Here is a 22,445-nt window from a genome sequence, read left to right on the forward strand (position 1 = left end):
TTAAGCTCAGCCGAGGTTGATGTCGGAGAGCGAGAGCACCGCGCCGTTATACACGCCGAACAACCGGACCTCGGTGGCGGCCACCTGACCGTCGCCGTTGGTATCGACCACCTGGTAGAGACCCGAGTTCGTGCCGTTGTTGGCCAGAACCAAGATGCTCACACCAGCCGACGAGTTCGTCAGCGTCCCCAGAGCCGAGCGGAAACTGGCGAGGTCGATGTCCGTCAGGCTGCCGCTCACCGCCGAGGTCAGGCTCACCAGCTCGTTGGTGACGCTCACCCCGTTGGTCGCCGCGGACGCCGTGGTCAGCGCCGAGTCACCATTCTTGTCCGCCGTCGTCCGGGCCGTACCGGTCAGCTGCACCTTGTCGGTGCCCGTCTGGAAGTTGCTCACCGAGATGAACCCGGTGTTGGCCCCCAGAGCGCCGATATCGGTGAAGGACGAGTACACGACCGTGTCGGTCCCGCTGCCCGACGCCAGGCTGATGCTGTCGCCCGTGCCGCCGAGGAAGCGGATCGAGCCGGCAGTCACCGTCACCGCGTCGGTGCCGGTGCCGCCGATCAACGTCTCGACGTTGCTGAGCGACATGGTCACACCGGTGTTGCCCAGGGTGATCACGTCGTTGCCGGTGCCGCCTGTCAGCGTCTCGATGGCGCGCAGGAGGATCGTCGAACCGCCGTCGCCCAGACTGACCACGTCGCTGCCCGCGCCGCCGACCAGGATCTCGATCCCGCTCTCGGCCCGCATGGTGACGCCGGTGTCGCCCAGGATCACCAGATCGCTGCCCGCACTGCCGGTCATGGTGTCGATGCCGCGGGTGATGACGGTGTTGCCCGTCGCACCCAGGGTGACGACGTCCGAACCGGTGCCGCCGACCAGATACTCGACGCCCGAAGCCAGCATCGTCACGCCGGCGGCGCCGGTGAAGACGATATCGGTGGAAGCGCCGCCGGTCAGGGTGTCGATACCGGTGACGGTGATCGTGTTCGCCGTGTCGCCGAGCATGATCACGTCGGTGTCGACGTTGCCGACCAGAGTATCGACCGCGCGGGTCAGCAGCGTGCTGCCCGTGGTGCCCAGCGTGACCACGTCGGTCGCCGCACCGCCGATCAGCAGCTCGATGCCGCTGCCCAGCGCCATGGTGATGCCGGTGTCGCCCAGGAACACCCAGTCGGTGCCCGCACCGCCCGACAGAGTGTCGATGCCGCGGGTGATGACGGTGTTGCCCGCCGAACCCAGGGTCACGACGTCCGAACCGGTACCGCCGACCAGGAACTCGACGCCCGAGACCGTCATCGTCACGCCGGCCGAACCGGTGAAGACGACGTCGGTGGAATCGCCGCCGGTCAGGGTGTCGATGCCTGTCACGGTGATCGTGTTGACCGTGTCACCCAGCGTGATGACGTCGGTGCCCACGTTGCCGATCAGGGTCTCGATCGCACGGGTCAACAGGGTGGTGCCCGAAGTGCCAAGCGACAGCACGTCGGCGGCCGAACCGCCGACCAGCGTTTCGATGTCGGTGCCCAGCGTCATCGTGTTGCCGGTGTCGCCCAGGATCACCAGGTCGGAACCCGCACCGCCGATCAGCGTCTCGATGCCGCGGATCGTGGCGGTGTTGCCGGCCGTGCCCAGGGTCAGGACATCGGTGCCGGCAGCGCCGACCACGAAATCCGCACCCGACACGGTGAGGGTCGCACCGGTGGTGCTCGTTAAGATCACCTCGACGCCCGTGCCGCCGATCAACGTCTCGATGCCGATCGCAAGGATGGTGCCGCCGACCGTGCCGATGGTCACCACATCGGTGCCCACGCCACCCGTCAGCGTCTCGATGCCAGACACCAGCAGGGTGTTGCCCGCAGTGCCCAGCGTGACGATGTCGGAAGCGATGCCGCCGGTCAGCGTCTCGATGCCGCCCATCAGGAGCGAGTTCGCCGTGTTGCCCAGCATGACGGCGTCGGTGCCGGCGCTGCCGGTCAGCGTCTCGATGCCGCGCAGCAGCACCGTGTTGCCGGCCGTGCCCAGGGTGACGAGGTCGATGCCCGTGCCACCGATCAGGATTTCGAGGCCAGACGCCAGCAGCGTCGAACCGCCCGAACCCAGGAACACCAGGTCCGAACCGGCATCGCCGGCGATCGTCTCAAGCGCGTTGACAAGCAGGGTGTTGCCCACCGTGCCCAGCGTGACGACGTCGGTGCCGACATTGCCGGTCAACGTCTCGAGCGCCGATACCAGCAGGCTGTTGCCCGCCGTGCCCAGCGTGATGGCGTCGATGCCCAAACCGCCGGAAAGCGTCTCGAGACCCGAAATCAGCATCGTGGTGCCGGTGTCGCCGATGGTGATGACGTCGGTGCCGACGGAGCCCGTCAGCGTCTCCAGGCCGCGCAGGATCAGCGTGTCGCCCGCCGTACCCAGCGTGACGGCATCGGCGGTGGTGCCGCCGACCAGGATTTCGATGCCCGAGACCAGGACGGTGGTGCCGCCCAACCCCAGGAAAATCACGTCGGTGCCCGAGCCGCCGGTGATCGTCTCCAGCAGGTTGGCGAGCAGCGTACCGCCGGCCGAGCCAAGCGTGACGGCATCGGTGCCGACGCCGCCGGTCAGCGTCTCGAAGGCTTGGACCAGCAGGGTGTTGCCGGATGTGCCCAGTGTCGCAATGTCCCTCGCGGTCCCGCCGATCAGCGTTTCCAAGGCCGAAACCAGAAGCGTGCCGCCCACCGAGCCCAGAGTGACGACGTCGGTGCCCGAACCACCGGCCAGCGTCTCAAGCGCCGAGACGAACAGGGTGCTGCCGGCGGTGCCGAGATCGATGACGTCGGCGGCGGTGCCGCCGACGATCGTCTCGAACAGTGAAACCGTCGCGGTGTTGCCGGTGTCGCCAAGCGTCAGGATGTCGGTGCCGGCATTGCCGGCCAGCGTCTCGATGCCGCGCAGCAACAGCGTGTTGCCGGCACTGCCGAAGGTGACGACGTCGGTGCCCACGCCGCCGATCAGGATGTCGATGCCCGACACCGAGACCGTCGAACCGGCCGAACCCAGGAACACCAGCTCCGAACCGGTGCCGCCCGTGATCGTCTCGTACAGGTTGGCGAGCAGCGTGCCGCCGGCCGGGCCGATGGTGACGACGTCGGTGCCGACATTGCCGGTCAACGTCTCGAGCGCCGACACCAGCAGGGTGCTTCCCACCGTGCCCAGCGTGATGGCATCGGTGCCCGAACCGCCGGACAACGTCTCCAGCGCCGAGACCATCATCGTGGTCCCGGTGTCGCCGATGGTGATGACATCGGTGCCAACGGAGCCCGTCAGCGTCTCCAGGCCGCGGACGGTGGTGGTGGTGCCGGTCGTCCCCAGTGCAACGATGTCCGGAGCGCTGTTCGCCGTCTCGACGTTGCTGCCGCCGACCAGCGTTTCGATGCCCGAGATCAGCAGCGTGCTGCCACCAAGCCCGGTAAAGACCACATCGGCACCCACGCCGCCGGTCAGGCTTTCCACTCCCCCCACCAGCAGCGTACCGCCAGCCGAGCCAAGCGTGACGGCATCGGTGCCGACGCCGCCGGTCAGCGTCTCGAAGGCTTGGACCAGCAGGGTGTTGCCGGATGTGCCCAGTGTCGCAATGTCCCTCGCGGTCCCGCCGATCAGCGTTTCCAAGGCCGAAACCAGAAGCGTGCCGCCCACCGAGCCCAGAGTGACGACGTCGGTGCCCGAACCACCGGCCAGCGTCTCAAGCGCCGAGACGAACAGGGTGCTGCCGGCGGTGCCGAGATCGATGACGTCGGCGGCGGTGCCGCCGACGATCGTCTCGAACAGTGAAACCGTCGCGGTGTTGCCGGTGTCGCCAAGCGTCAGGATGTCGGTGCCGGCATTGCCGGCCAGCGTCTCGATGCCGCGCAGCAACAGCGTGTTGCCGGCACTGCCGAAGGTGACGACGTCGGTGCCCACGCCGCCGATCAGGATGTCGATGCCCGACACCGAGACCGTCGAACCGGCCGAACCCAGGAACACCAGCTCCGAACCGGTGCCGCCCGTGATCGTCTCGTGCAGGTTGGCGAGCAGCGTGCCACCGGCCGGGCCGATGGTGACGACGTCGGTGCCGACATTGCCGGTCAACGTCTCGAGCGCCGACACCAGCAGGGTGCTTCCCACCGTGCCCAGCGTGATGGCATCGGTGCCCGAACCGCCGGACAACGTCTCCAGCGCCGAGACCATCATCGTGGTCCCGGTGTCGCCGATGGTGATGACATCGGTGCCAACGGAGCCCGTCAGCGTCTCCAGGCCGCGGACGGTGGTGGTGGTGCCGGTCGTCCCCAGTGCAACGATGTCCGGAGCGCTGTTCGCCGTCTCGACGTTGCTGCCGCCGACCAGCGTTTCGATGCCCGAGATCAGCAGCGTGCTGCCACCAAGCCCGGTAAAGACCACATCGGCACCCACGCCGCCGGTCAGGCTTTCCACTCCCCCCACCAGCAGCGTACCGCCGGCCGAGCCAAGCGTGACGGCATCGGTGCCGACGCCGCCGGTCAGCGTCTCGAAGGCTTGGACCAGCAGGGTGTTGCCGGATGTGCCCAGTGTCGCAATGTCCCTCGCGGTCCCGCCGATCAGCGTTTCCAAGGCCGAAACCAGAAGCGTGCCGCCCACCGAGCCCAGAGTGACGACGTCGGTGCCCGAACCACCGGCCAGCGTCTCAAGCGCCGAGACGAACAGGGTGCTGCCGGCGGTGCCGAGATCGATGACGTCGGCGGCGGTGCCGCCGACAATCGTCTCGAACAGTGAAACCGTCGCGGTGTTGCCGGTGTCGCCAAGCGTCAGGATGTCGGTGCCGGCATTGCCGGCCAGCGTCTCGATGCCGCGCAGCAACAGCGTGTTGCCGGCACTGCCGAAGGTGACGACGTCGGTGCCCACGCCGCCGATCAGGATGTCGATGCCCGACACCGAGACCGTCGAACCGGCCGAACCCAGGAACACCAGCTCCGAACCGGTGCCGCCCGTGATCGTCTCGTGCAGGTTGGCGAGCAGCGTGCCGCCGGCCGGGCCGATGGTGACGACGTCGGTGCCCATGCCGCCGGTCAGCGTCTCCAGCGCCGACACCAGCAGGGTGCTTCCCACCGTGCCCAGCGTGATGGCATCGGTGCCCGAACCGCCGGACAACCTCTCCAGCGCCGAGATCATCATCGTGGTCCCGGTGTCGCCGATGGTGATGACATCGGTGCCGACGGAGCCCGTCAGCGTCTCCAGGCCGCGCAACAGGACCGTGCTGCCACCGGCACCAAGGGTCACGATGTCGGTGCCGGTTCCGCCCACCAGGGTTTCCACAGCATCGATCACAAGGGTGTTGCCGGTAGCCCCCAGTTGGATGAATTCGGTACCGGCGCTGCCGATGATCGTCTCCAACAGATCGGCCGACAGGCTGGTGCCGCCTGTCCCCAACATGATGACGTCGGTTCCCGCAGAGCCCGTGATCGTTTCGAACGCCGATGCCTGGATCGTCGTGCCGGCGGTACCGATCAGCAATGTGTCGGCGGTGGACGAACCGACAACCGTCTCCAGGGCGCCGGAGAGGATCGTCGCGCCGGCCGAGCCGATGGTGACGATATCGGTGCCGGCGCCGCCCACCAGGGTTTCCAGCAGGGAAACCAGCAAGGTGCTGCCGGCCGTGCCCAGCGTGACGACGTCGGTGCCGGTGCCTCCGATCAGGGTTTCCAGCCCCAAGACCAGCATCGTGGTCCCGGTGTTGCCGATGGTCACGACGTCGGTGCCGCCCTGTCCCGCCAGGGTTTCCAGGCTGCGCAGCAGGATCGTGCTGCCACCGGCGCCGAGGGTGACGATATCGGTGCCGGCACCGCCCACCAGGGTTTCCACGGCGGTCACCAGCAGCGTGTCACCGGAGGAGCCCAGATAGAGCAGGTCCGATCCCGCACCGCCGGTGAGTGTTTCCAGCAGTTCGGCAAGGATGGTGACGCCGCCGGCGCCAAACGTGACGATGTCGACCCCCGTCGAACCCGTCAGCGTCTCGACGGCGGCGAGCAGCAGCGGAACACCCGTGGTGCCCAAAGTCACAACATCGGCACCGGCTCCGCCGATCAGGGTTTCCAGCCGGTCCGCCAGCAGGGTTCCGCCTGTGCTGCCAAGCATGATGACGTCGCTACCGATCCCACCGGCGATCGTCTCGATCATGGTCGCCAGCAGGGTGACGCCGGAGGTCCCGATGGTCACAGCGTCGCCGTCGGTCGAGCCGGTCAATGTCTCGAGAAGCTCGACGAAGACGGTGCGGCCCCCGCTGCCGAGCGTGATCACATCGGCTCCAGACGATCCGATGATGCTCCTGTATTGGGCCGAAACGGACAGGGTGCTGCCGCCATCGTCCAATATGAGGACATCGGCGCTCAGGATGCTGACCAGGGTTTCCAGCCCGCTGAGCTGAAGCGTCTGGCCGGTTGCGATGACGGTTTCGATGCCGGTGACCTTAAGCGTGGCACCTTCGGCACCGATCACGACGACATCGGTGCCGGCCCCGCCGATCAGCGTTTCGACCGCGCCCGCCAGCAACGTGTTGCCGGCCGTGCCCAACGTCACCACGTCGGTCCCGGCGCCGCCGATCAACGTCTCGATACCGATGACCGACAGGGTGTTGCCACTCGTGCCCAGCGTCACGACATCGGTCCCGGCACCGCCGATCAGCGTCTCCAGCAGCGACACCACCATCGTCGAGCCGGCCGTGCCGATGGTCACGACATCGGTGCCGACGCCGCCGATCAGCGTCTCCAGCCCATCCACCAGCAATGTGCCGCCCGCCGAACCGAGCGTCACCATGTCGGCGCCGATGCCGCCGGTCAGCGTCTCCAACAACGACACCAGCAGCGTCGAACCGGTCGTGCCGATGGTCACGACATCGGTACGGGTACCGCCAATCAGCGTCTCCAGCCCATCCACCAGCAGCGTGCTGCCAGCCGAACCCAGCGTCACCCTATCGGTGCCGGCACCACCGGTCAGCGTCTCAAGCAGCGACACCACCATCGTAGAGCCGCTGGAGCCGCTGACGATCACATCGGTGCCGGTCCCACCGATCAGAGTTTCCATCCCGGCGACCAGCATGGTGTTGCCACCGGTGCCAAGAACTACACTGTGATCGATAGAATTCGTACCGATCAGCGTCTCGATATTGGAGACGCCCAGGATATATGTCCCTGAAAGGGTGACGACATCCGTGGCCGAGGAACCGACGACATAATCAAGATTCCCGACCGATATCGTCCCGCCATTCGTTCCGATCTGGACGGTAAGCGTTCCGCTCCCTGAGCCGGTAATCGCCTCGATATCGTTTACCGTTATGGTTTCCGTGGTGCTCAGCAGGTAAGTGATAATGTCGGAGCCCAAGCCGCCGAACAGGGTCTCGACCTGCCTTACGGCCAAACTGTTGCCGGCATCGCTCAGCGTGATGACATCGGTGCCGACCCCGCCGGTCAGCGTGTCCAACAGCGATACTGTCATCGTGCTACCGCCATTGCCGACGGTGACGACATCCTTGCCGGCACCACCGGTCAGAGTCTCCAGCAACCGCACCGACAGCGTGTTGCCACCGGTGCCCAGCGTCACCACGTCGGTACCGGCACCGCCGGTGAGCGACTCCAACAACCTGACCAGCAGCGTGCTGCCACTGCTGCCGATCGTCACCATGTCGGACCCGATACCGCCGGTCAGCGTCTCCAACTGCGCCGCCGCCAGCGTCGCACCGCCCGAGGCAACTGTCACAACGTCGGTGCCGCTCCCGCCCGTCAGCGTCTCGATCCGCCAGACGGTCAACGTGTTGCCGGACGAGCCCAGCATCACCGCATCCAACCCCGCGCCGCCGGTCAGCACCTCCAGGTCACTCGCCAGCAGCGTGTTGCCACCCGTGCCCAGCGTCACCACATCGGTACCGGTACCGCCGGTCAGCGTCTCCAGAAGCCGCACCAACAGCGTCGAACCGGCCGTGCCGATCATCACCACATCGGTGCCGACGTCGCCGGTCATCGTTTCCAGCCGAGAGACCAGCATGGTCGAACCGCCGGTTCCGAGGGTCACGACATCGGTACGGGTACCGCCGGTCAGGGTCTCCAATCCCGCCACTCTGGCGGTGACGCCGGCAGATCCCAGCGTGATGACGTCGGTGCCGACGCCGCCGACGATGCTCGTTATCAATGACACCGTGGTGGTGTTGCCCTGCGCCCCCAGGTTCAATACTGTCGTGCCGCCTGCACCGCCCGCGGTGACGAATTCCACGCCCCACGCGGCGACCTGCACGCCATTGGAGCCGAACAGTACGACATCCGTTCCAGCACCACCGATGACAGTTTCAGTGGTGTAGACCGCAATCGTGTTGCCGGTGTCGCTCAGGACGACGACGTCGGTGCCGGTACTGCCCAGCATAGTTTCCATGCCGGACAACGCCACGGTGTTGCCCGACCCCAACAGTGTGATGAGGTCGGTACCAACTCCGCCGAGCAGGGTTTCCACCTCCCTCATCGTCGTGGTATTGCCCGCCGTGCCCAGCGTGATGACGTCGGTCCCGACGTTGCCGGTCAGGCTTCTCAGCCACGACACCGTCATGGTGTTACCGGCCGAACCGGCCAATGTGATCACATTGGTGCCGCCGGTGCCGGACAGCGCCTCCACTCCGCTCACCCGCATCGTCGAGCCGCTGGTGCCCAGCGTGACAACGTCGGTGCCGGCCCCGCCGGTCAGCGTCTCGACCGCGCGGACGGTGAATGTCGCCCCGATGTCGCCCAGCGTGATCACATCGGTGCCGGCGCCGCCCGTCAGGGTGTTGATCTGTGACAGCGTCAGCGTGTTTCCCGAACCGCCGAGCGTCGTGACGACCGGCGCGATATTCCTGAAATAGGAGAAATCTCCGCCGCCGGTGCCGAAGAGCGCATCGATGTCGCCATCGCCGTCGAGGTCGATGAAGGTCGGATTGGGAGAGCCGCTGATGGAGATGCCATAGACATCCGTTCCAACCGAGGAAAAGGTCGGAGATGCCGTCGTGCCGGTATTGATGTAGACGGCGTTCTTGACGACAAGATCGATGTCGCTATCGCCGTCGAGGTCGACGAAGGTCGGGGACGCGGAGCCGGCCGCTTCGTTCGTGATGCCGAAGGGGTTGCTCCCCTCCAGGCTGAAGGTCGGCGACGACGAGGTTCCGACGTTACGATACAGAAGAAGATCCCCTGCCCCATTCCCGATCAACAGATCGGCGTCGCCATCCCCATCCAGATCGGCGAAGGCCGGATCCGCATTGGTGCCTACATTGGCGATTGCGAAGGGGTTGGTGCCTTCAAGGGAAAAGGTCGGCGATGACGCCGTTCCATTGTTGCGGAAGAACTGCGTATCGCCGGCGGCGTTACCGATGAACAGATCGAGATCGCTGTCACCGTCGATATCCACCAAGCTGGGTGTCGCATTGGTGCCGACGTTGGAAATTCCGAAAAGATTGGTGCCCTGCAGGGAGAATGTCGGCGCCAGCGATGTCCCGACATTGGAGAAATAAACCAGGTCGCCGTTTTGATTTCCAACCAGCAGGTCCAGATCGCCATCTCCGTCGAAATCCTGGAATGTCGGTGATGAAGATCCGCCGACATTCGTCACGCCGGAGATGCCGCCGCTGACCAGCGTGAAGGTTGGAGTGGCCACGATCGTTCAATCCTTCCAATACAGCGGCAAATCCCGTGCCGGTTCAGCGGGTGCACCGGACCGGCCGGTCATTTCAAAAAGTCTGTCCGATTCTCTGTCGCTTCGGCCGGCACACACGGGTCGGCCGCCAGTCATCGAAAAAGAGAAAAAGAGCAGGCCGCATGTCTCATAAGTAGAAGATATGACTATGCAGCCGGCGGTCTCCAGCCAATCGGGCAGGTGCGGCACGCCATACGGCATTGGATCGACTTGTCCCCAGCCTGTCACCCGACCACTCCCAGCTTTCCCGATAACCTTTGCATGGCATCGTTGACACCAACAACATACTGAAAATAAGTGGATTCGGAATTTATGGCATCCCATAATCGTGGGATTGATCGGATAGAAAATGGCAGTAACATCCATCGGAATCCAGTTAGAGATTCACCTGATTTCTGCAAAGCGCGGATCGCATGCAGGCGTCGGATGTCTGGATGCCAGGATGTTGGCGATCACCAACCACATTCGGAGGGTGGTTTCTTGACATCCGCACCGATCTCGAGTCTTGCCCGGTAAAGATGGAAAGCCATCCGCGTCCAGCGAGTGGCCGCCAGTTCCGACATCACCCCCACATCGGGCCATCTGCCGACGATCAGGAGTGTATCGAACCTATAGCGCAACTCCAGTCTCCATGCCATCAGAACAGGAAAACTCCACCTCATCGCGAACAATGATTGGGAAAATTATTTCTGAGGCAGGAATATCAAAAATATTTTATGCTACACCCATCGATTATTGCTTAGCAATTTTTATTGCAAAAGAAATGTTATTTGATGTTTTTTTCTTGAAAAGAAAATTGAACGGACGCACCTAGAAATAAATTTTCAGCGGCAAAATTCTATATTCCCCCCACCGCCCACGATCCAGACGTCGGAAATATCCCGCTTCGCCCTACTGGTAACTTGACAATCCCTCCCACGCTCTCGCTCTTATAGGTAGAATAAACATTCGCTGGAGCCTTCCTGTTTGGGCAGGCGCCGGCCCATCGTCGTTTTCGACCGGGATCTTTTCGCGATGCAAGATGCCAGCTCCCGTACAGCCATCCTGAACGGACTCATCGCCCATCTGTAGAGGCCGGCTGGAACGGTGAGGCGCTGAAGGCGATTTCGGAATGCTGCGACGCCGCAAGGGCGGCGGGTTTGGGAAGCGACGCCGCAGCGATGGAGGTGCTGGACAGCGCAACCGCCGGTCTGGACCCCATCCTGCGGGAATCGGCACTCGCCCATGTTTCCGGCGATCTGCACCGGTACCTGCGCATTCTCGACATGCTGGACAATGTGCTGGATCTGACACCGCTGGAGGGCATTAACCAAATCTACTGGTCGATGCAGCGCCAGCTGTTCCTGATGCGCATGGACATGACATCGGTTCCTGATTTCGTGGCCGGCCGGCTGCCCCCCTTCTACGAACGCTTCCTACGGCAGATGTCCATAAGGCTGCGATTGGCTCCGGCGGCACGGCCGGCGGGGCGGCCGGACACGGGCAGAATCGTCATCGTGACCAACCAGTTCCTGTCCGACCAGCATCAACCATCGCGCGACCTGCTGCTCGCAAGCCCGCTGCAACGGGATCTTGGCCGCGAGGCTCTGGTGGGTGCTGAACACGAACATGCTGCCGGACCGCTATCACAGCCCCTTCGTCCCGCCCTTCGCAGCCGCCGTCGAGGAGAGGCTGTCAGGCGAGCAAACGATCCAATTCGAAGCCGGAACCTGTCGCCTGCTGTCCTCCACCGAAGCCGGCCTTTCCGCTTCGGCCTGTCGCTGCGCCGCACCGACGACAGCGCGACGCGCGCGGACATCTCCATTCCGGAAACGGCATTCGTCTGCATCGTGGTCGGCAACCGCCTGGATGCGGAAGTCGATGGCGGGTTCCTGGACATGCTCGAACAGATGCTGGACAGGAGTCCTCAAGCGCTGGTGCTGTTCGCCGGCGGGGTGGACTCCCTGCGCGGACGGCTGTCCGGCAACCGCCATGCCGCGAGGCTGCTCTGTCTCGGCCATGAGTCGGTGCTTGCCTTGCCCGACATCTCGCAGGATGTGATCGACCGGCGGATCGACGCCCTGTTCGTTCTGAACCTCTTCGAAATTCCTCGTCCGACGGTCGAAATTCTGTGCGCCTACATCGCCGGGTTCGGCGCAAGACCGTCAGTCATCCACATCTGTCTGAAGCATCCGCTGGAGGAGATCGGCGCCCGCACGGCGGAGGAAATCCGCGAGACCGACCGCTGGATGGTGGAGAAACGCATCTCCATGTGGTGCATGTGCCAGGGATCGGCGGAACAGTCGGCCCGGCTCGGCCTGACACGGGTGTTCCACGAACCGCTGGGACTCCATCGCTGGATTTACACGAGCCCGGCGCAAGACGGTTCGGTCGATCTGTACAAGCGCTGGATGTCGCACGACACGCCCGGCCTGCGGCGCCATCCCTATGCCGCGATGAAGGGACAGTCGGATGCCAAGGATGCCGAGGCAGCGGTGCGGAACCGCTTCCTATATCTGGGGCAAGGCTGGCCGGACCATATCGAATCCGGTCGCGAGCCGGTTGCCCCCGCTGTGCAGCGCGATGCGGATGCCGTGTCCGCCGCGATGATGGAGCAGCCGAGGCTGCACCGGCTTGAGGCGATGGACCTTTGCGGGCTGGCGGATCGGGCGGCCGGCCCGGCCTGGACACTCGACTTCAACCGTGCCTTCACCTTCGCCTTTGCGGTGGAGAACCGCCGCCGCTTCGCCGCCGCCCGTCGGAACGGCTTCGGCGAAGTCTTCGCGCTGTGGGGCAATGGCTGGGAGCGGTTCGGAATCGATGCCGGACCGATGTCGCCCCTGCCGCGGAACGCCTACCATGCCGCCAAAGCCTGCCTGGATTTCGGCAGCCTCGCCTACGACACCGCGATCTTCCCGAGGACGCTGGAGATCCTCAAACGGGACGGCTTGCTGGTCAGTTGGCAGCACACCGACACCGCCCGGCTGTTCGGCGCGCAGGAGGACGACCTGACCTTCACCGACGAGGCGGATGCGGTCCGGCTCCTTTCGGAATTGGCCGGGGATCAGGACCGCCGCGCGAGAGTGCGCTCCGCGCAACTGGATTGGGCTTTCGACAGTTTGGCCCTGACCGCCATTCCGCCGGCGGTGACCGCCACCGCACAGGCCTGACCGGATCCGCTGCCCGTCCCCTGCCGAAGCGCATTCATCCGGCGGAAAGCTCCGGTACGGACAGTGCGCCGGACTTCCGCGGCAGCGCCACCTCTCGCATCCGCAATGCAACGCAGAGCGTGGCTACCGCACCGGCGGAGACGTACCAGTCGGGGGAGATGGGGTCGCCGGTGATGCGGATCAGCCAGGTGACGATGAACTGGGCGAAGCCGCCGAACACCGACACCCCGATGCTGTAGACGATCGACAGGCAGGTCGCCCGGACGCGGGCCGGGAATTTCTCCGTCAGCAGAAGCAGGCAGGATCCCGCTCCGACCGTGTCGAAGGCGATCAGCAGCGCCGCCGCCCCCTGGCTCGCCATCTGCCAGCCGACGCGCAGGCCGCGGCCGGCAGGACGTCCCAACTCCATCAGCATGGTCATCGCCACGCCGATCTCGCCACCAGCCGAAAAGCCCTGCAGGATTCGTCCGACGAGGACGACGACCGGAGCGGCCCGAAGGCCGATTGGACCGGAAAGAACAGCTTGCCGATGGTCAGCGCGAAGAAGCTGTAGATGGTGAAGTCGTAGAGCTCCAGCGCGTTGCCGACCGACAGGGCCAGGATGGTGGCGCGAGGCCACGGTGCGCACGGCTCGCCGGCGCCGATGCTCGATGAGGTCATGGCCTGCCTCCTGCTTCCGCTGTCACGGAAGAGCGGAGCCCGGACGGACGGCGACCGGGAAAGGACAAGCCGCTCATGGGAATTCGATCAACTGCCATACACAAAAGGAGAACCATCAATTTCGGGATATCGAATGGAGAAAGAGTCGTCTCTTTTTGTAGAATTGCCACAAATCAAGACATAAAATCATCGAACCCGCCTCGCTTCCATGCCGGTTATTTCCATTTATTGATTATTGATACCTAGGGATAGCTTAAAAAAGGGTCAAATTCCGGTAGCCATTGTAGTCACCGGCGTTCCGCGGCGCCCATCCGACGACCCGTTGACACACAGACAGGGGATATTGACGATGCAATCCGAAGGCTCCACGTCGATGCCGGCGGTGGGCGCCGCACCCTGATCGTCGGCGCCGTCGGCGCCGCTGTTGCCACCGCCGAGCGTCAGCCCGCCGGCAACCACCCCACCCATAAACCGGAAGGAAAACGGACGATGACCAACGGCAAGACCGAAGACGGGTTCGTCACGGCCAAGGACGGTGCGTCGATCTATTACAAGGATTGGGGCCCGCGCGATGCCCAGACCGTCATGTTCCATCATGGCTGGCCGCTGACCGCGGACGATTGGGATGCCCAGATGCTGTTCTTTTTGAACCACGGCTACCGCGTCGTCGCTCATGACCGGCGCGGGCATGGGCGCTCGACCCAGACGGCGACCGGGAACGAGATGAACAGCTATGCCGACGACGTGCTGGCCGTCGTTGCAGGGCTGGACCTGAAAAACGTCTTCCATGTCGGCCATTCGACCGGCGGCGGTGAAGTCGCGCGCTATCTGGGCCGCCACGGCACCGCGCGGGCCGGCAAGGCGGCGCTGCTGGGCGCCGTTCCGCCGATCATGGTCAAGACCGAGGCCAGCCCCGGCGGCCTGCCGATCGAGGTGTTCGACGGCTTCCGCGCGGCGCTCGCCGCCAACCGCGCCCAGTTCTTCCGCGACATCCCCTCCGGCCCTTTCTATGGCTTCAACCGCGACGGCGCCAAGGTCTCGCAGGGGGTGATCGACAATTGGTGGCGTCAGGGCATGATGGGCGGCACCAAGGCGCATTACGACTGCATCAAGGCCTTCTCCGAGACCGACTTCACCGAGGATCTGAAGCGGATCGACATCCCGGTGCTGGTGATGCACGGCGACGACGACCAGATCGTGCCGATCGCGGATTCCGCCCTGCTGTCGTCCAAGCTGCTGCCGAAGGGCACGCTGAAGGTCTACAAGGGCTTCCCGCACGGCATGGCGACCACCCACGCGGAAACCATCAACGCCGACCTGCTGGCCTTCTTCAAGGCCTGAGCGCCCACCGGACCCCGCAGGGCCCTGAGCGTCGGCAGCGTCCTGGAACTGGGCTGGGTCGGCGGGTTCTGCGTCGCGCTGGCCTGCCTGCTGGAATTCGCCCCGTCCAGGGCACCACGGGTGGCGGACACCGCGGCGGAGTGAAATGCCGCCATTGAACAAGGCCGCCGGGCTTTCGTCCGACGGCCTTTTCGTTTTCAATCGGGTCGGTTTTCATTCCGGTCGGGGGGTCGGGAGAAGCCCGTCACACCGGGATCGGGTTCTCGGCGATGTAGCTGTTGAAGCCCATGACCAGCGCATGTTCCTTCGGGCCGGCATTATCGCGCATCGACCGGGCGCTTTCGACGATGGCCTCCTCCGCGCCCGTGCCCAGCGCCGCCATCGTCTGTTCGATGAAGGCGTCCAGCGGCATCGCGCGGGGATCGTCGCCCTTCTTGATCAGGTCGGTGTTGACCCAGGGCGGCGCGATCTCCTGGACGGTGACGCTGGTATCACGCAGCATGAAGCGCTGGGACAGCGTGTAGCTGTGCAGCGCCGCCTTGGTGGCGGAATAGACCGCGGTGGTGGCCAGCGGCGTGTAGGCGAGCACCGAGGTGTTGTTGACGATCACCGAGCGCGGCTGTGCCTTCAGATGCTCGACCAGGGCCGAGGTCATGCGGATCGGGCCGAGCAGGTTGGTGGTGATGATCGACTGGGCCTGGGCGTCGTCAATGACGCCCGACGCGTCGTCGAACGGCATGATGCCGGCATTGTTGATCAGGACGTTCAGCGTCGGGTTCCCGGCGATCAGCCGCTCGGCCGCGGCCTGGATGCTGACCGGGTCGGTGATGTCCAACTCGATCCCCTTCATGCCGGGGTTGGCGGCGGTCACCTCGTCCAGCAGGGCCTTGCGCCGGCCGGCGATGATCACCTGGTTGCCCAGCTTGTGGAACGCCTCGGCCAGCCCGCGGCCGATGCCGGAGGTCGCGCCGGTGATGAAGATAGTGTTTCCGGTGAGCTGCATGATTGGATGTCCGTTTTGAAGATGAAAGGAAGCAAGAAGAGGAATCTGGGAAACGAATTCCTTCACCTCCGGCGTCGACTTTGATGATGTGGAAGATTACCGCACCAAAGACGTCCCGGGATTCATATGTAGGTATTAATATTGACGGCATTGGACTTTACGTTGATGCCGTCGACTCCGGCATCGACATGCGGTTGCTCTCGACAGACCGGCGGATCACCTGTGGCGGCTGGCCGTAGGCGCGCAGGAAGGCACGGCGCATGCGCTCGCGGTCGGCAAAGCCGGTTTCTCGGGCGACGATGTCCATCGAATGACGGCCTTCCTCCATCATCACGCGGGCCGCCTCCAGCCGCAGATGCTCCACCGCCTTGGCCGGTGTCTGGCCGGTCTCCTGGCGGAACAGGCGGCTGAACTGGCGCGGGCTGAGATTAGCAGCCTCGGCCAGCTCCTCGACCGACAGTTCGTTCGTCAGGTTTTCCTTGGCATGGACCAGCGCCCGCCGCACGCGGTCGGAGCGCGGCTCCAGATCGAGCAGGGCGGAGAATTGCGACTGTCCGCCGGGGCGGCGCAGATAAACCACCAGCTTGCGCGCCACCGCCTTGGCGACCTCCGCGCCGAAATCATCCTCGACCAGGGCCATGGCGAGGTCGAGGCCGGCGGTCATGCCGGCCGAGGTCCAGACATTGCCGTCGACGCTGAAGATGCGGTCCTCCTCCACCCTGACCTTGGGATAAAGGCGCTGGAGGGTGCGGGCATGGCTCCAATGGGTGGTGGCGCGGCGGCCATCGAGCAGGCCGGCTTCGGCCAGCACATAGGCGCCGGTACAGATGCCGGCGACCCGGCGCGAGGTGCCGGCGGCGTCGCGCAGATAGCCCAGCAGCCCGGACGAGGATGGTTTGACCCGCAGCGAACCGATGGTGACGGTGGTGTCGAAGACGCCGTCACCGAAGGGCTGCGTCTCGATGGCGAAGCCCAGGGAGTTGCGCACCGGCCCCCCTTGTTCCGACAGGACATGGACCTGATAGGCAGGCCGGCCGAGCACGAGGTTCGCCATCTCGAAGGCCGACAAGGCGGCCATTCCCATCACCTGGAAATCCTCGAACACCACGAAACCGATGGTGAGCATGTGCCTCTCCGCCTCGCCACGCTGGCCTTGTCCCGATGCCCCACGTCCGAAGCCGTGTTGACGGGGACCAGACTATGCGGCGGCGGCCTTGGCTGGAATGTCAAATACACCATGATTCCGGACATCGTCATCGCCTGGACCGTCCGAAAAGCCACTCCGAAAGACGTTGACAGATTAAATTATGATCATAATCTAAAAAGCATGATGATCGTCATTTAATCTGCGTCCCGTCGGGCCGCCGTTCCGGAGATCTCGACCATGCCGAATTCCCCCACCCAGGACCGTATCCACGACCCCGTCGTCATCGTGTCGGCCGTCCGCTCACCGCTCGGCCGCTTCCAGGGAGAGTTGGCGGCGCTGCCGGCCCCGGTACTTGGCGCCCGCGTCATCGCCGCAGCGGTGGAACGGGCCGGACTGTCACCGGCCGGTATCGACGAGGTGCTGATGGGTTGCGTCCTGCCCGCCGGGCAGGGCCAGGCACCGGCCCGGCAGGCGGCCCGCGGCGCCGGACTGCCCGATGCGGTGGGTGCGACCACGATCAACAAGGTCTGCGGGTCGGGAATGAAGGCCACCATGCTGGCCCACGACCTGATCCGCGCCGGGTCGGCGGACATCGTGGTGGCGGGCGGCATGGAATCGATGACCAATGCTCCCTACCTGCTGGCCAGGGCGCGCGGCGGCTACCGCATCGGCCATGACCGGCTGCTCGACCACATGATGCTGGACGGGCTGGAGGACGCCTATGAGGGCGGCCGCGCCATGGGCGATTTCGGCGAGGCGACGGCGCAGGCCTATGGCGTCTCCCGCGCCGACCAGGATGCCTACGCGGTGGAGACGCTGAGCCGCGCCCGTGCGGCGGTGGAAAGCGGCGCCTTCGCGGCGGAGATCGTGCCGGTCGCCGTTCCCGTCAAGGGTGGGGAGCGGCTGGTCGAGCAGGACGAGAATCCGCTGAAGGTCTCGCCCGACAGGATTCCGACCCTGAAGCCGGCCTTCCGCCGCGACGGGACGATCACCGCCGCCAGTTCGTCCGCCAATGCCGACGGTGCCGCGGCGCTGGTGCTGACCCGGCGTTCCGTCGCCGAGGCATCCGGGTTGCCGATCCTGGCGGAGATCCGCGGCCACGCCACCCACAGCCAGGATCCGGCCTGGTTCACCACCGCGCCGATCCCGGCGATCCGCAAGCTGCTGGACAAGGTCGGCTGGTCGGTCGCCGACGTCGACCTGTTCGAGATCAACGAGGCCTTCGCTGTCGTCGCGATGGCGGCGCAACGCGACCTGGGCATCGCGCCCGATCGGCTGAACGCCAATGGCGGCGCCTGCGCGCTCGGCCATCCCATCGGTGCCACCGGGGCGAGGCTGATCGTCACGCTGCTGCATGCGCTTGCGGCACGCGGGCTGACGCGCGGCGTCGCTTCGCTGTGCATTGGCGGCGGAGAGGCGACGGCGATCGCCCTCGAACGGGTCAGCTGAACGGATGCCGCAAGGCGGCCGGAACCGCGTCCCAAAGATGGGCGCATCCTTCTAAATCGCGGCGGCACCCGGACGTAGCGTGCCGTCATCGATCCGGCGCCCGCAAGGGAGCGGCCGGAGATGAAAGGAGACAGGATCATGATGCTCAACTGGAACGAATACCGCCAACAGGTGCTCACCGGTGTCGGCGAGATGGGCAAGCTCAGCCCGGAAACGGTGAAGGGCTATGTCGGCCTCAGCGCCGCCGACCAGAAGAAGGATCTTCTCGGCGCCAAGACGCGCGAACTGATCGCACTGGCCGTCGCCGTCACCGTTCGCTGCGACGGCTGTATCGCCGTCCACACAGAGGCCGCCATAAAGAATGGCGCCACCCGGGAGGAGATCGCCGAGGCCTTGGGCGTCGCCGTCGCGCTCAACGCCGGGGCGGCGCTGGTCTACTCGACCCGGGTGATGGACGCCTACGCCGCGCATGGCTGAGCGAAAGGCGGCGGTGTACGGGTATCCGATCACCGCCGCCGCCTCTCATCCGCATTGCATCCGGGTCAGCGGTCCTCGGGGAGGGTATCGGGCGCCGGGCCGTCGAGCCGACGCTTGTGGCGCCACAGCCGGGGATTCTCACCGGCAATGCGGCGGAAAATGCGCGAGAAGTGCGACTGGTCCGAAAAGCCGCAGTCGAGCGCGATCTGCGACAAAGCCATGTCGGTCCCCTCCAGCAAGCTCTTCGCCCGCTCGACCCGCCGATGGACGATGTAGGCATGCGGCGGCGAGCCGAAGCTGTCCTTGAACGCCTGGCAGAAATAGCCGCAGTTGAGCTTCGCCGCCGCCGCCAAGTCCCGGTTCCGGATGGACCCGGCGAGATGGGCATCGATATGGGCGGTGACCCGCCGCACCTGCCACGCCGCGAGTCCGGTCTTATGGCCGGTACCTTGATCCGCCTGGTTCGACGTGCCCGGCTCACTGCTCGCGCGTTGCAACCGGGTCAGCGCCAGCGACAGGCAATCCTGCACCGACTGGCGGTCCGGCGCCAACAGGTCGCTGGCCACCCGCAACAGCCAATCGGCCGCCACTGTCAGCCTGTCGCCGTCATCCGGCGCCCGTCGGAGGGAAGCCGGTGCCGACAGCGCCGGGACAATCCGCAGCGTCTCGAAAACAGCCGGATCCATATCGATCTCCCACTCTGGCCACCGTGACGGCGACAATGCGGGAGGGATCGGCGAGCGGGAACCCATACACAGGTATCGATCGCCCGGGCTTGGCTCCGTGCAACACCGCCGATACCGATAGCTGCGCAACAATCGGCGACGGAAAGGAGGCGAGATGCCAAAGGAGGCACGGTCGTGGAACGTGCTTGCGTTCAAAGAGGAAGCGCACGGCCGGCTGCTATCCGTCAGATACGCAGCAGACGATTGAACGGATAACAGAAAAACTCAACAACTCATCCATCTTTCTTTGAATTTCTAATCATATTCGAAGAATAGAATTCTGTGTTATTTTTTGGATGACCCTTGCAGCCAGACCTCTTCCGCGCTTACCGTCGGGATTGTTTCCAGCATCCAACGTCCCGAGGCAGAGCCGACATGCTTGAAGACATCGTGATCGCTAACCCTGTCGACCGGCCGCTCTCTTCCGGACAATCCTCCGGACGGGCGGTGTCCCAGCCTCTGCGCGTCGCGGTGCTGTGGAAGACGCCCAATCTCGGGCTCTATTCGAACGCCCCCTTCGACGATCTGTACAATGGCATCGGGCACAACAACGGCAACCTCGCCTTCGTGCATTCGATCTGCAGCCACCTTGCCAACCCGGTGAAGCATTTCAGCTGGGGATCGTCGGCGGAGACGCTGCGGACCAACGCCGATATCATCGTCATTCCCTGCGCCAACCAGCTCGGTCGCCACACCGACTATGGGCAGATGGCCGAGAACCTTGAAAAATCCGGACTTCCCATCGTCGCCATCGGTCTCGGCGCCCAGGCGAACAGCTACGACCACGACATCGAACTCAGCCCCGGCACGCTGCGCTGGGCGCAGGTGATCGCGGCCTCGAACCGCTCCTCCGCCTCTTCGAACATCTATACCCGCGGTGCCTACACCAGCGCACAGCTCGACAAGCTGGGCATCACCGGCTCGCTGCCGGGCGGATGCCCGTCGCATTTCCTCAATCAGGCGCCGGGCCTGGGCAGGAAGATCCATGCGAACTGGACGGAGCACGACCTGCCGCGCTCGATCACGGTCGCCGGCGGCCATCAGGCCTGGGTGAAGACACGGGAGATCGAACATCAGCTGATCGGCCTGATGATGGATCCGCTGGCACCGGGCCAGTACATCGTCCAGTCGATGGGCGAGATGATCCGGGCGTCGCGCGGCCTGTTCGACGGCATCGATCCCAATGCGCTGAAGGAAATCCACAAGCACACGGTGCCGCACTATTCCTTCGAGGAATTCAAGGCCTGGTGCCGCAACTACATGCGCTCCTACTATGACGTGCCGGCCTGGATGGACACCCTGCGCCAGCAGGATCTGACCGTCGGCTGCCGTTACCACGGCGTGGCGCTCGCCATCCAGGCGGAACGGATGGGGCTGACGGTCACCATCGACTCCCGGACGCGCGAGTTGTGCGAGAACACCGGCGTTCCCTATGCCGATGCCGCCGACCTGACCGCGCCGCTGACCCGCAAGCGGTTGAAGTCGCTGATCGCCTTCGATCCCGACGCCTACGATCGCCATCGTGCGGACTCGGCAGGTCGCTATCTGGATTTCCTGGTCGCCAACCGGCTGCAGCCGGCGCCCTTCCTGAAATCCATCGCCGACGGCACGTGACACCCCGCGGCATGATGCCGGCCATCACGCACCGGATCATCGCGACCGCGCTGTCGCTGGGCCTGACCGTTCCGTCCGCACAGGCGCTGACGGTCAGGACGGCGGGGGAGCCGGAGACGGTGACCTCGTGGCAGCGCGACGCCTGCGCCCGGAGCGATGCCCCGGACACGCCGGCCCGCGCCTTCCGCGATGCCGGCGGCACGGTGCATCTGGTCGCCTCGCATTCCATCGCAAGGGCCCTTACCGGTCCGTCGCTCGATGCCGTCCGGCCCAACTGCGCCATCATCTTCCAGGGGCACGGGCAGGACGACCCGCGCCTCCATGACGATCGCGGCTGGATTTCGTCCTTCTACACAGCAGACGGCAAAACAGTTCATGCCCTGGTCAGCAACGAGTTCCATGCCCAGAAGCGGCCGGCCCTGTGTCCGTCGGGTGAGTACATGCGCTGCTGGCGCAACAGCATCACCGCCGCCGTATCGACCGACGGCGGGGCGAGCTTCCAACTGAGCGCGGCCCCACCGGGTCACACCGTGGCGACGCTGCCCTACCCCTACAGCGGCGACGCCGGGCAGCGGACCGGCTATTTCGCGCCGAGCAACATCATCCGCCACGGCGACCACTGGTACGCCTTCTTCTGGGCCGAACGCTTCCGCGCGCAGAAGCGCGGCGCCTGCCTGCTGCGCACCGACGATATCGCCGATCCGCAGGCGTGGCGGGGATGGGACGGCAAGTCCTTTTCCGTCCGCTTCGTCCGTGACGGCCAGGAGGGAGACGCACCGGAGACGCACACCTGCGCGCCCGTCGCGCCCGGGATGCTGCAAGGGACGGTGCGCAGCGTCGTCCGCCACCGGACCAGCGGGCTGTTCATCGCGACGCTGGCGATGAGCCGGGACGGCGTCTCCGGGATCTGGACGACGACCTCGCGCGATCTGCTGAGCTGGTCGAAGCCCGACCTGCTCTGGGCCGCGCCGCTGCTGTTCCGCTACGGCTGCGGCGATGCCGCGGCCTTCGACTATCCGGCGCTGCTAGACCCGGCCAGCCAGAGCCGGAATTTCGAGGATGCCGGCAAGACCGCCTATGTCTATATGACACGGCTGAATCTCGACAAATGCAAGATCACCTGGAACCGCGACCTCATCCGCCTGCCGGTTGAGATCATCACGGACAAGCCTTGAGGAGGCCCC

The 22,445-nt window shown here is 65.1% G+C and carries 12 protein-coding genes; 6 read left to right on the forward strand and 6 right to left on the reverse strand.

Annotated features, from left to right (window positions below; translation table 11 throughout):
• Positions 1–6 precede the first annotated feature (6 nt).
• Positions 7–9,657: a calcium-binding protein gene (locus tag AL072_RS27560; RefSeq protein ID WP_082109364.1), complete on the reverse strand. Its 9,651-nt coding sequence runs from the start codon at positions 9,655–9,657 to the stop codon at positions 7–9.
• A 1,178-nt stretch (positions 9,658–10,835) separates the two neighbouring features.
• Between AL072_RS27560 and AL072_RS35800 the strand changes: the two genes are divergently transcribed.
• A complete protein-coding gene (locus AL072_RS35800; RefSeq protein WP_245637019.1) occupies positions 10,836–12,845 on the forward strand; it encodes a glycosyltransferase family protein in 2,010 nt (669 codons plus the stop codon).
• Positions 12,846–12,879: 34 nt separating this feature from the next.
• Here AL072_RS35800 and AL072_RS35390 read toward each other — a convergent pair whose 3' ends face one another.
• Both AL072_RS35390 and AL072_RS35395 read right to left on the reverse strand, forming a co-directional pair.
• Positions 12,880–13,266: an MFS transporter gene (locus tag AL072_RS35390; RefSeq protein ID WP_052710433.1), complete on the reverse strand. Its 387-nt coding sequence runs from the start codon at positions 13,264–13,266 to the stop codon at positions 12,880–12,882.
• Positions 13,263–13,505 (reverse strand): hypothetical protein, encoded by a 243-nt coding sequence (locus AL072_RS35395; protein WP_045585608.1) that lies wholly within the window; start codon positions 13,503–13,505, stop codon positions 13,263–13,265. The genes AL072_RS35390 and AL072_RS35395 overlap by 4 nt, the downstream gene beginning before the upstream one ends.
• Before the next feature lie 489 nt (positions 13,506–13,994).
• Between AL072_RS35395 and AL072_RS27580 the strand changes: the two genes are divergently transcribed.
• The gene (locus AL072_RS27580; RefSeq protein WP_045585609.1) at positions 13,995–14,846 is read left to right on the forward strand and encodes an alpha/beta fold hydrolase; all 852 of its coding nucleotides are present in this window, start codon (positions 13,995–13,997) and stop codon (positions 14,844–14,846) included.
• 244 nt (positions 14,847–15,090) lie between these two features.
• Here the strand turns inward: AL072_RS27580 and AL072_RS27585 are convergent, their stop codons facing one another.
• Positions 15,091–15,849 carry an SDR family oxidoreductase gene (locus tag AL072_RS27585; protein ID WP_045585610.1) on the reverse strand — a complete coding sequence of 253 codons (759 nt, stop codon included), beginning with the start codon at positions 15,847–15,849 and terminating at the stop codon, positions 15,091–15,093.
• A gap of 157 nt (positions 15,850–16,006) precedes the next feature.
• A complete protein-coding gene (locus tag AL072_RS27590) occupies positions 16,007–16,975 on the reverse strand; it encodes a GlxA family transcriptional regulator (RefSeq protein WP_045585611.1) in 969 nt (322 codons plus the stop codon).
• Between the two features lie 258 nt (positions 16,976–17,233).
• Between AL072_RS27590 and AL072_RS27595 the strand changes: the two genes are divergently transcribed.
• Both AL072_RS27595 and AL072_RS27600 read left to right on the forward strand, forming a co-directional pair.
• A complete protein-coding gene (locus tag AL072_RS27595) occupies positions 17,234–18,445 on the forward strand; it encodes an acetyl-CoA C-acyltransferase (RefSeq protein ID WP_045585612.1) in 1,212 nt (403 codons plus the stop codon).
• 138 nt (positions 18,446–18,583) lie between these two features.
• Complete coding sequence (locus AL072_RS27600; RefSeq protein WP_425388619.1) at positions 18,584–18,922, forward strand: carboxymuconolactone decarboxylase family protein; 339 nt, start codon at positions 18,584–18,586, stop codon at positions 18,920–18,922.
• A gap of 65 nt (positions 18,923–18,987) precedes the next feature.
• On the opposite strand, the gene AL072_RS27605 is transcribed toward AL072_RS27600, so the two are convergent.
• Positions 18,988–19,608, reverse strand: coding sequence for a helix-turn-helix transcriptional regulator (locus AL072_RS27605; RefSeq protein ID WP_052710434.1), 621 nt, complete (start codon positions 19,606–19,608; stop codon positions 18,988–18,990).
• Between the two features lie 414 nt (positions 19,609–20,022).
• Here AL072_RS27605 and AL072_RS27610 point away from each other — a divergent pair, with 414 nt between their 5' ends.
• Both AL072_RS27610 and AL072_RS27615 read left to right on the forward strand, forming a co-directional pair.
• Positions 20,023–21,261, forward strand: coding sequence for a polysaccharide pyruvyl transferase family protein (locus AL072_RS27610; protein ID WP_082109365.1), 1,239 nt, complete (start codon positions 20,023–20,025; stop codon positions 21,259–21,261).
• A gap of 11 nt (positions 21,262–21,272) precedes the next feature.
• The gene (locus AL072_RS27615; RefSeq protein ID WP_245637020.1) at positions 21,273–22,436 is read left to right on the forward strand and encodes a hypothetical protein; all 1,164 of its coding nucleotides are present in this window, start codon (positions 21,273–21,275) and stop codon (positions 22,434–22,436) included.
• Positions 22,437–22,445 lie beyond the last annotated feature (9 nt).

Source organism: Azospirillum thiophilum (genome assembly GCF_001305595.1).
Taxonomy (GTDB): Bacteria; Pseudomonadota; Alphaproteobacteria; order Azospirillales; family Azospirillaceae; genus Azospirillum; species Azospirillum thiophilum.

Coding starts and splice junctions, on each gene's coding strand:
- AL072_RS35390 (WP_052710433.1), bottom strand. CDS start 13,266: ATGACCATGCTGATGGAGTTGGGACGTCCTGCCGGCCGCGGCCTGCGC.
- AL072_RS35395 (WP_045585608.1), bottom strand. CDS start 13,505: ATGACCTCATCGAGCATCGGCGCCGGCGAGCCGTGCGCACCGTGGCCT.
- AL072_RS27580 (WP_045585609.1), top strand. CDS start 13,995: ATGACCAACGGCAAGACCGAAGACGGGTTCGTCACGGCCAAGGACGGT.
- AL072_RS27585 (WP_045585610.1), bottom strand. CDS start 15,849: ATGCAGCTCACCGGAAACACTATCTTCATCACCGGCGCGACCTCCGGC.
- AL072_RS27590 (WP_045585611.1), bottom strand. CDS start 16,975: ATGCTCACCATCGGTTTCGTGGTGTTCGAGGATTTCCAGGTGATGGGA.
- AL072_RS27595 (WP_045585612.1), top strand. CDS start 17,234: ATGCCGAATTCCCCCACCCAGGACCGTATCCACGACCCCGTCGTCATC.
- AL072_RS27600 (WP_425388619.1), top strand. CDS start 18,584: ATGATGCTCAACTGGAACGAATACCGCCAACAGGTGCTCACCGGTGTC.
- AL072_RS27605 (WP_052710434.1), bottom strand. CDS start 19,608: ATGGATCCGGCTGTTTTCGAGACGCTGCGGATTGTCCCGGCGCTGTCG.
- AL072_RS27610 (WP_082109365.1), top strand. CDS start 20,023: ATGCTTGAAGACATCGTGATCGCTAACCCTGTCGACCGGCCGCTCTCT.
- AL072_RS27615 (WP_245637020.1), top strand. CDS start 21,273: ATGATGCCGGCCATCACGCACCGGATCATCGCGACCGCGCTGTCGCTG.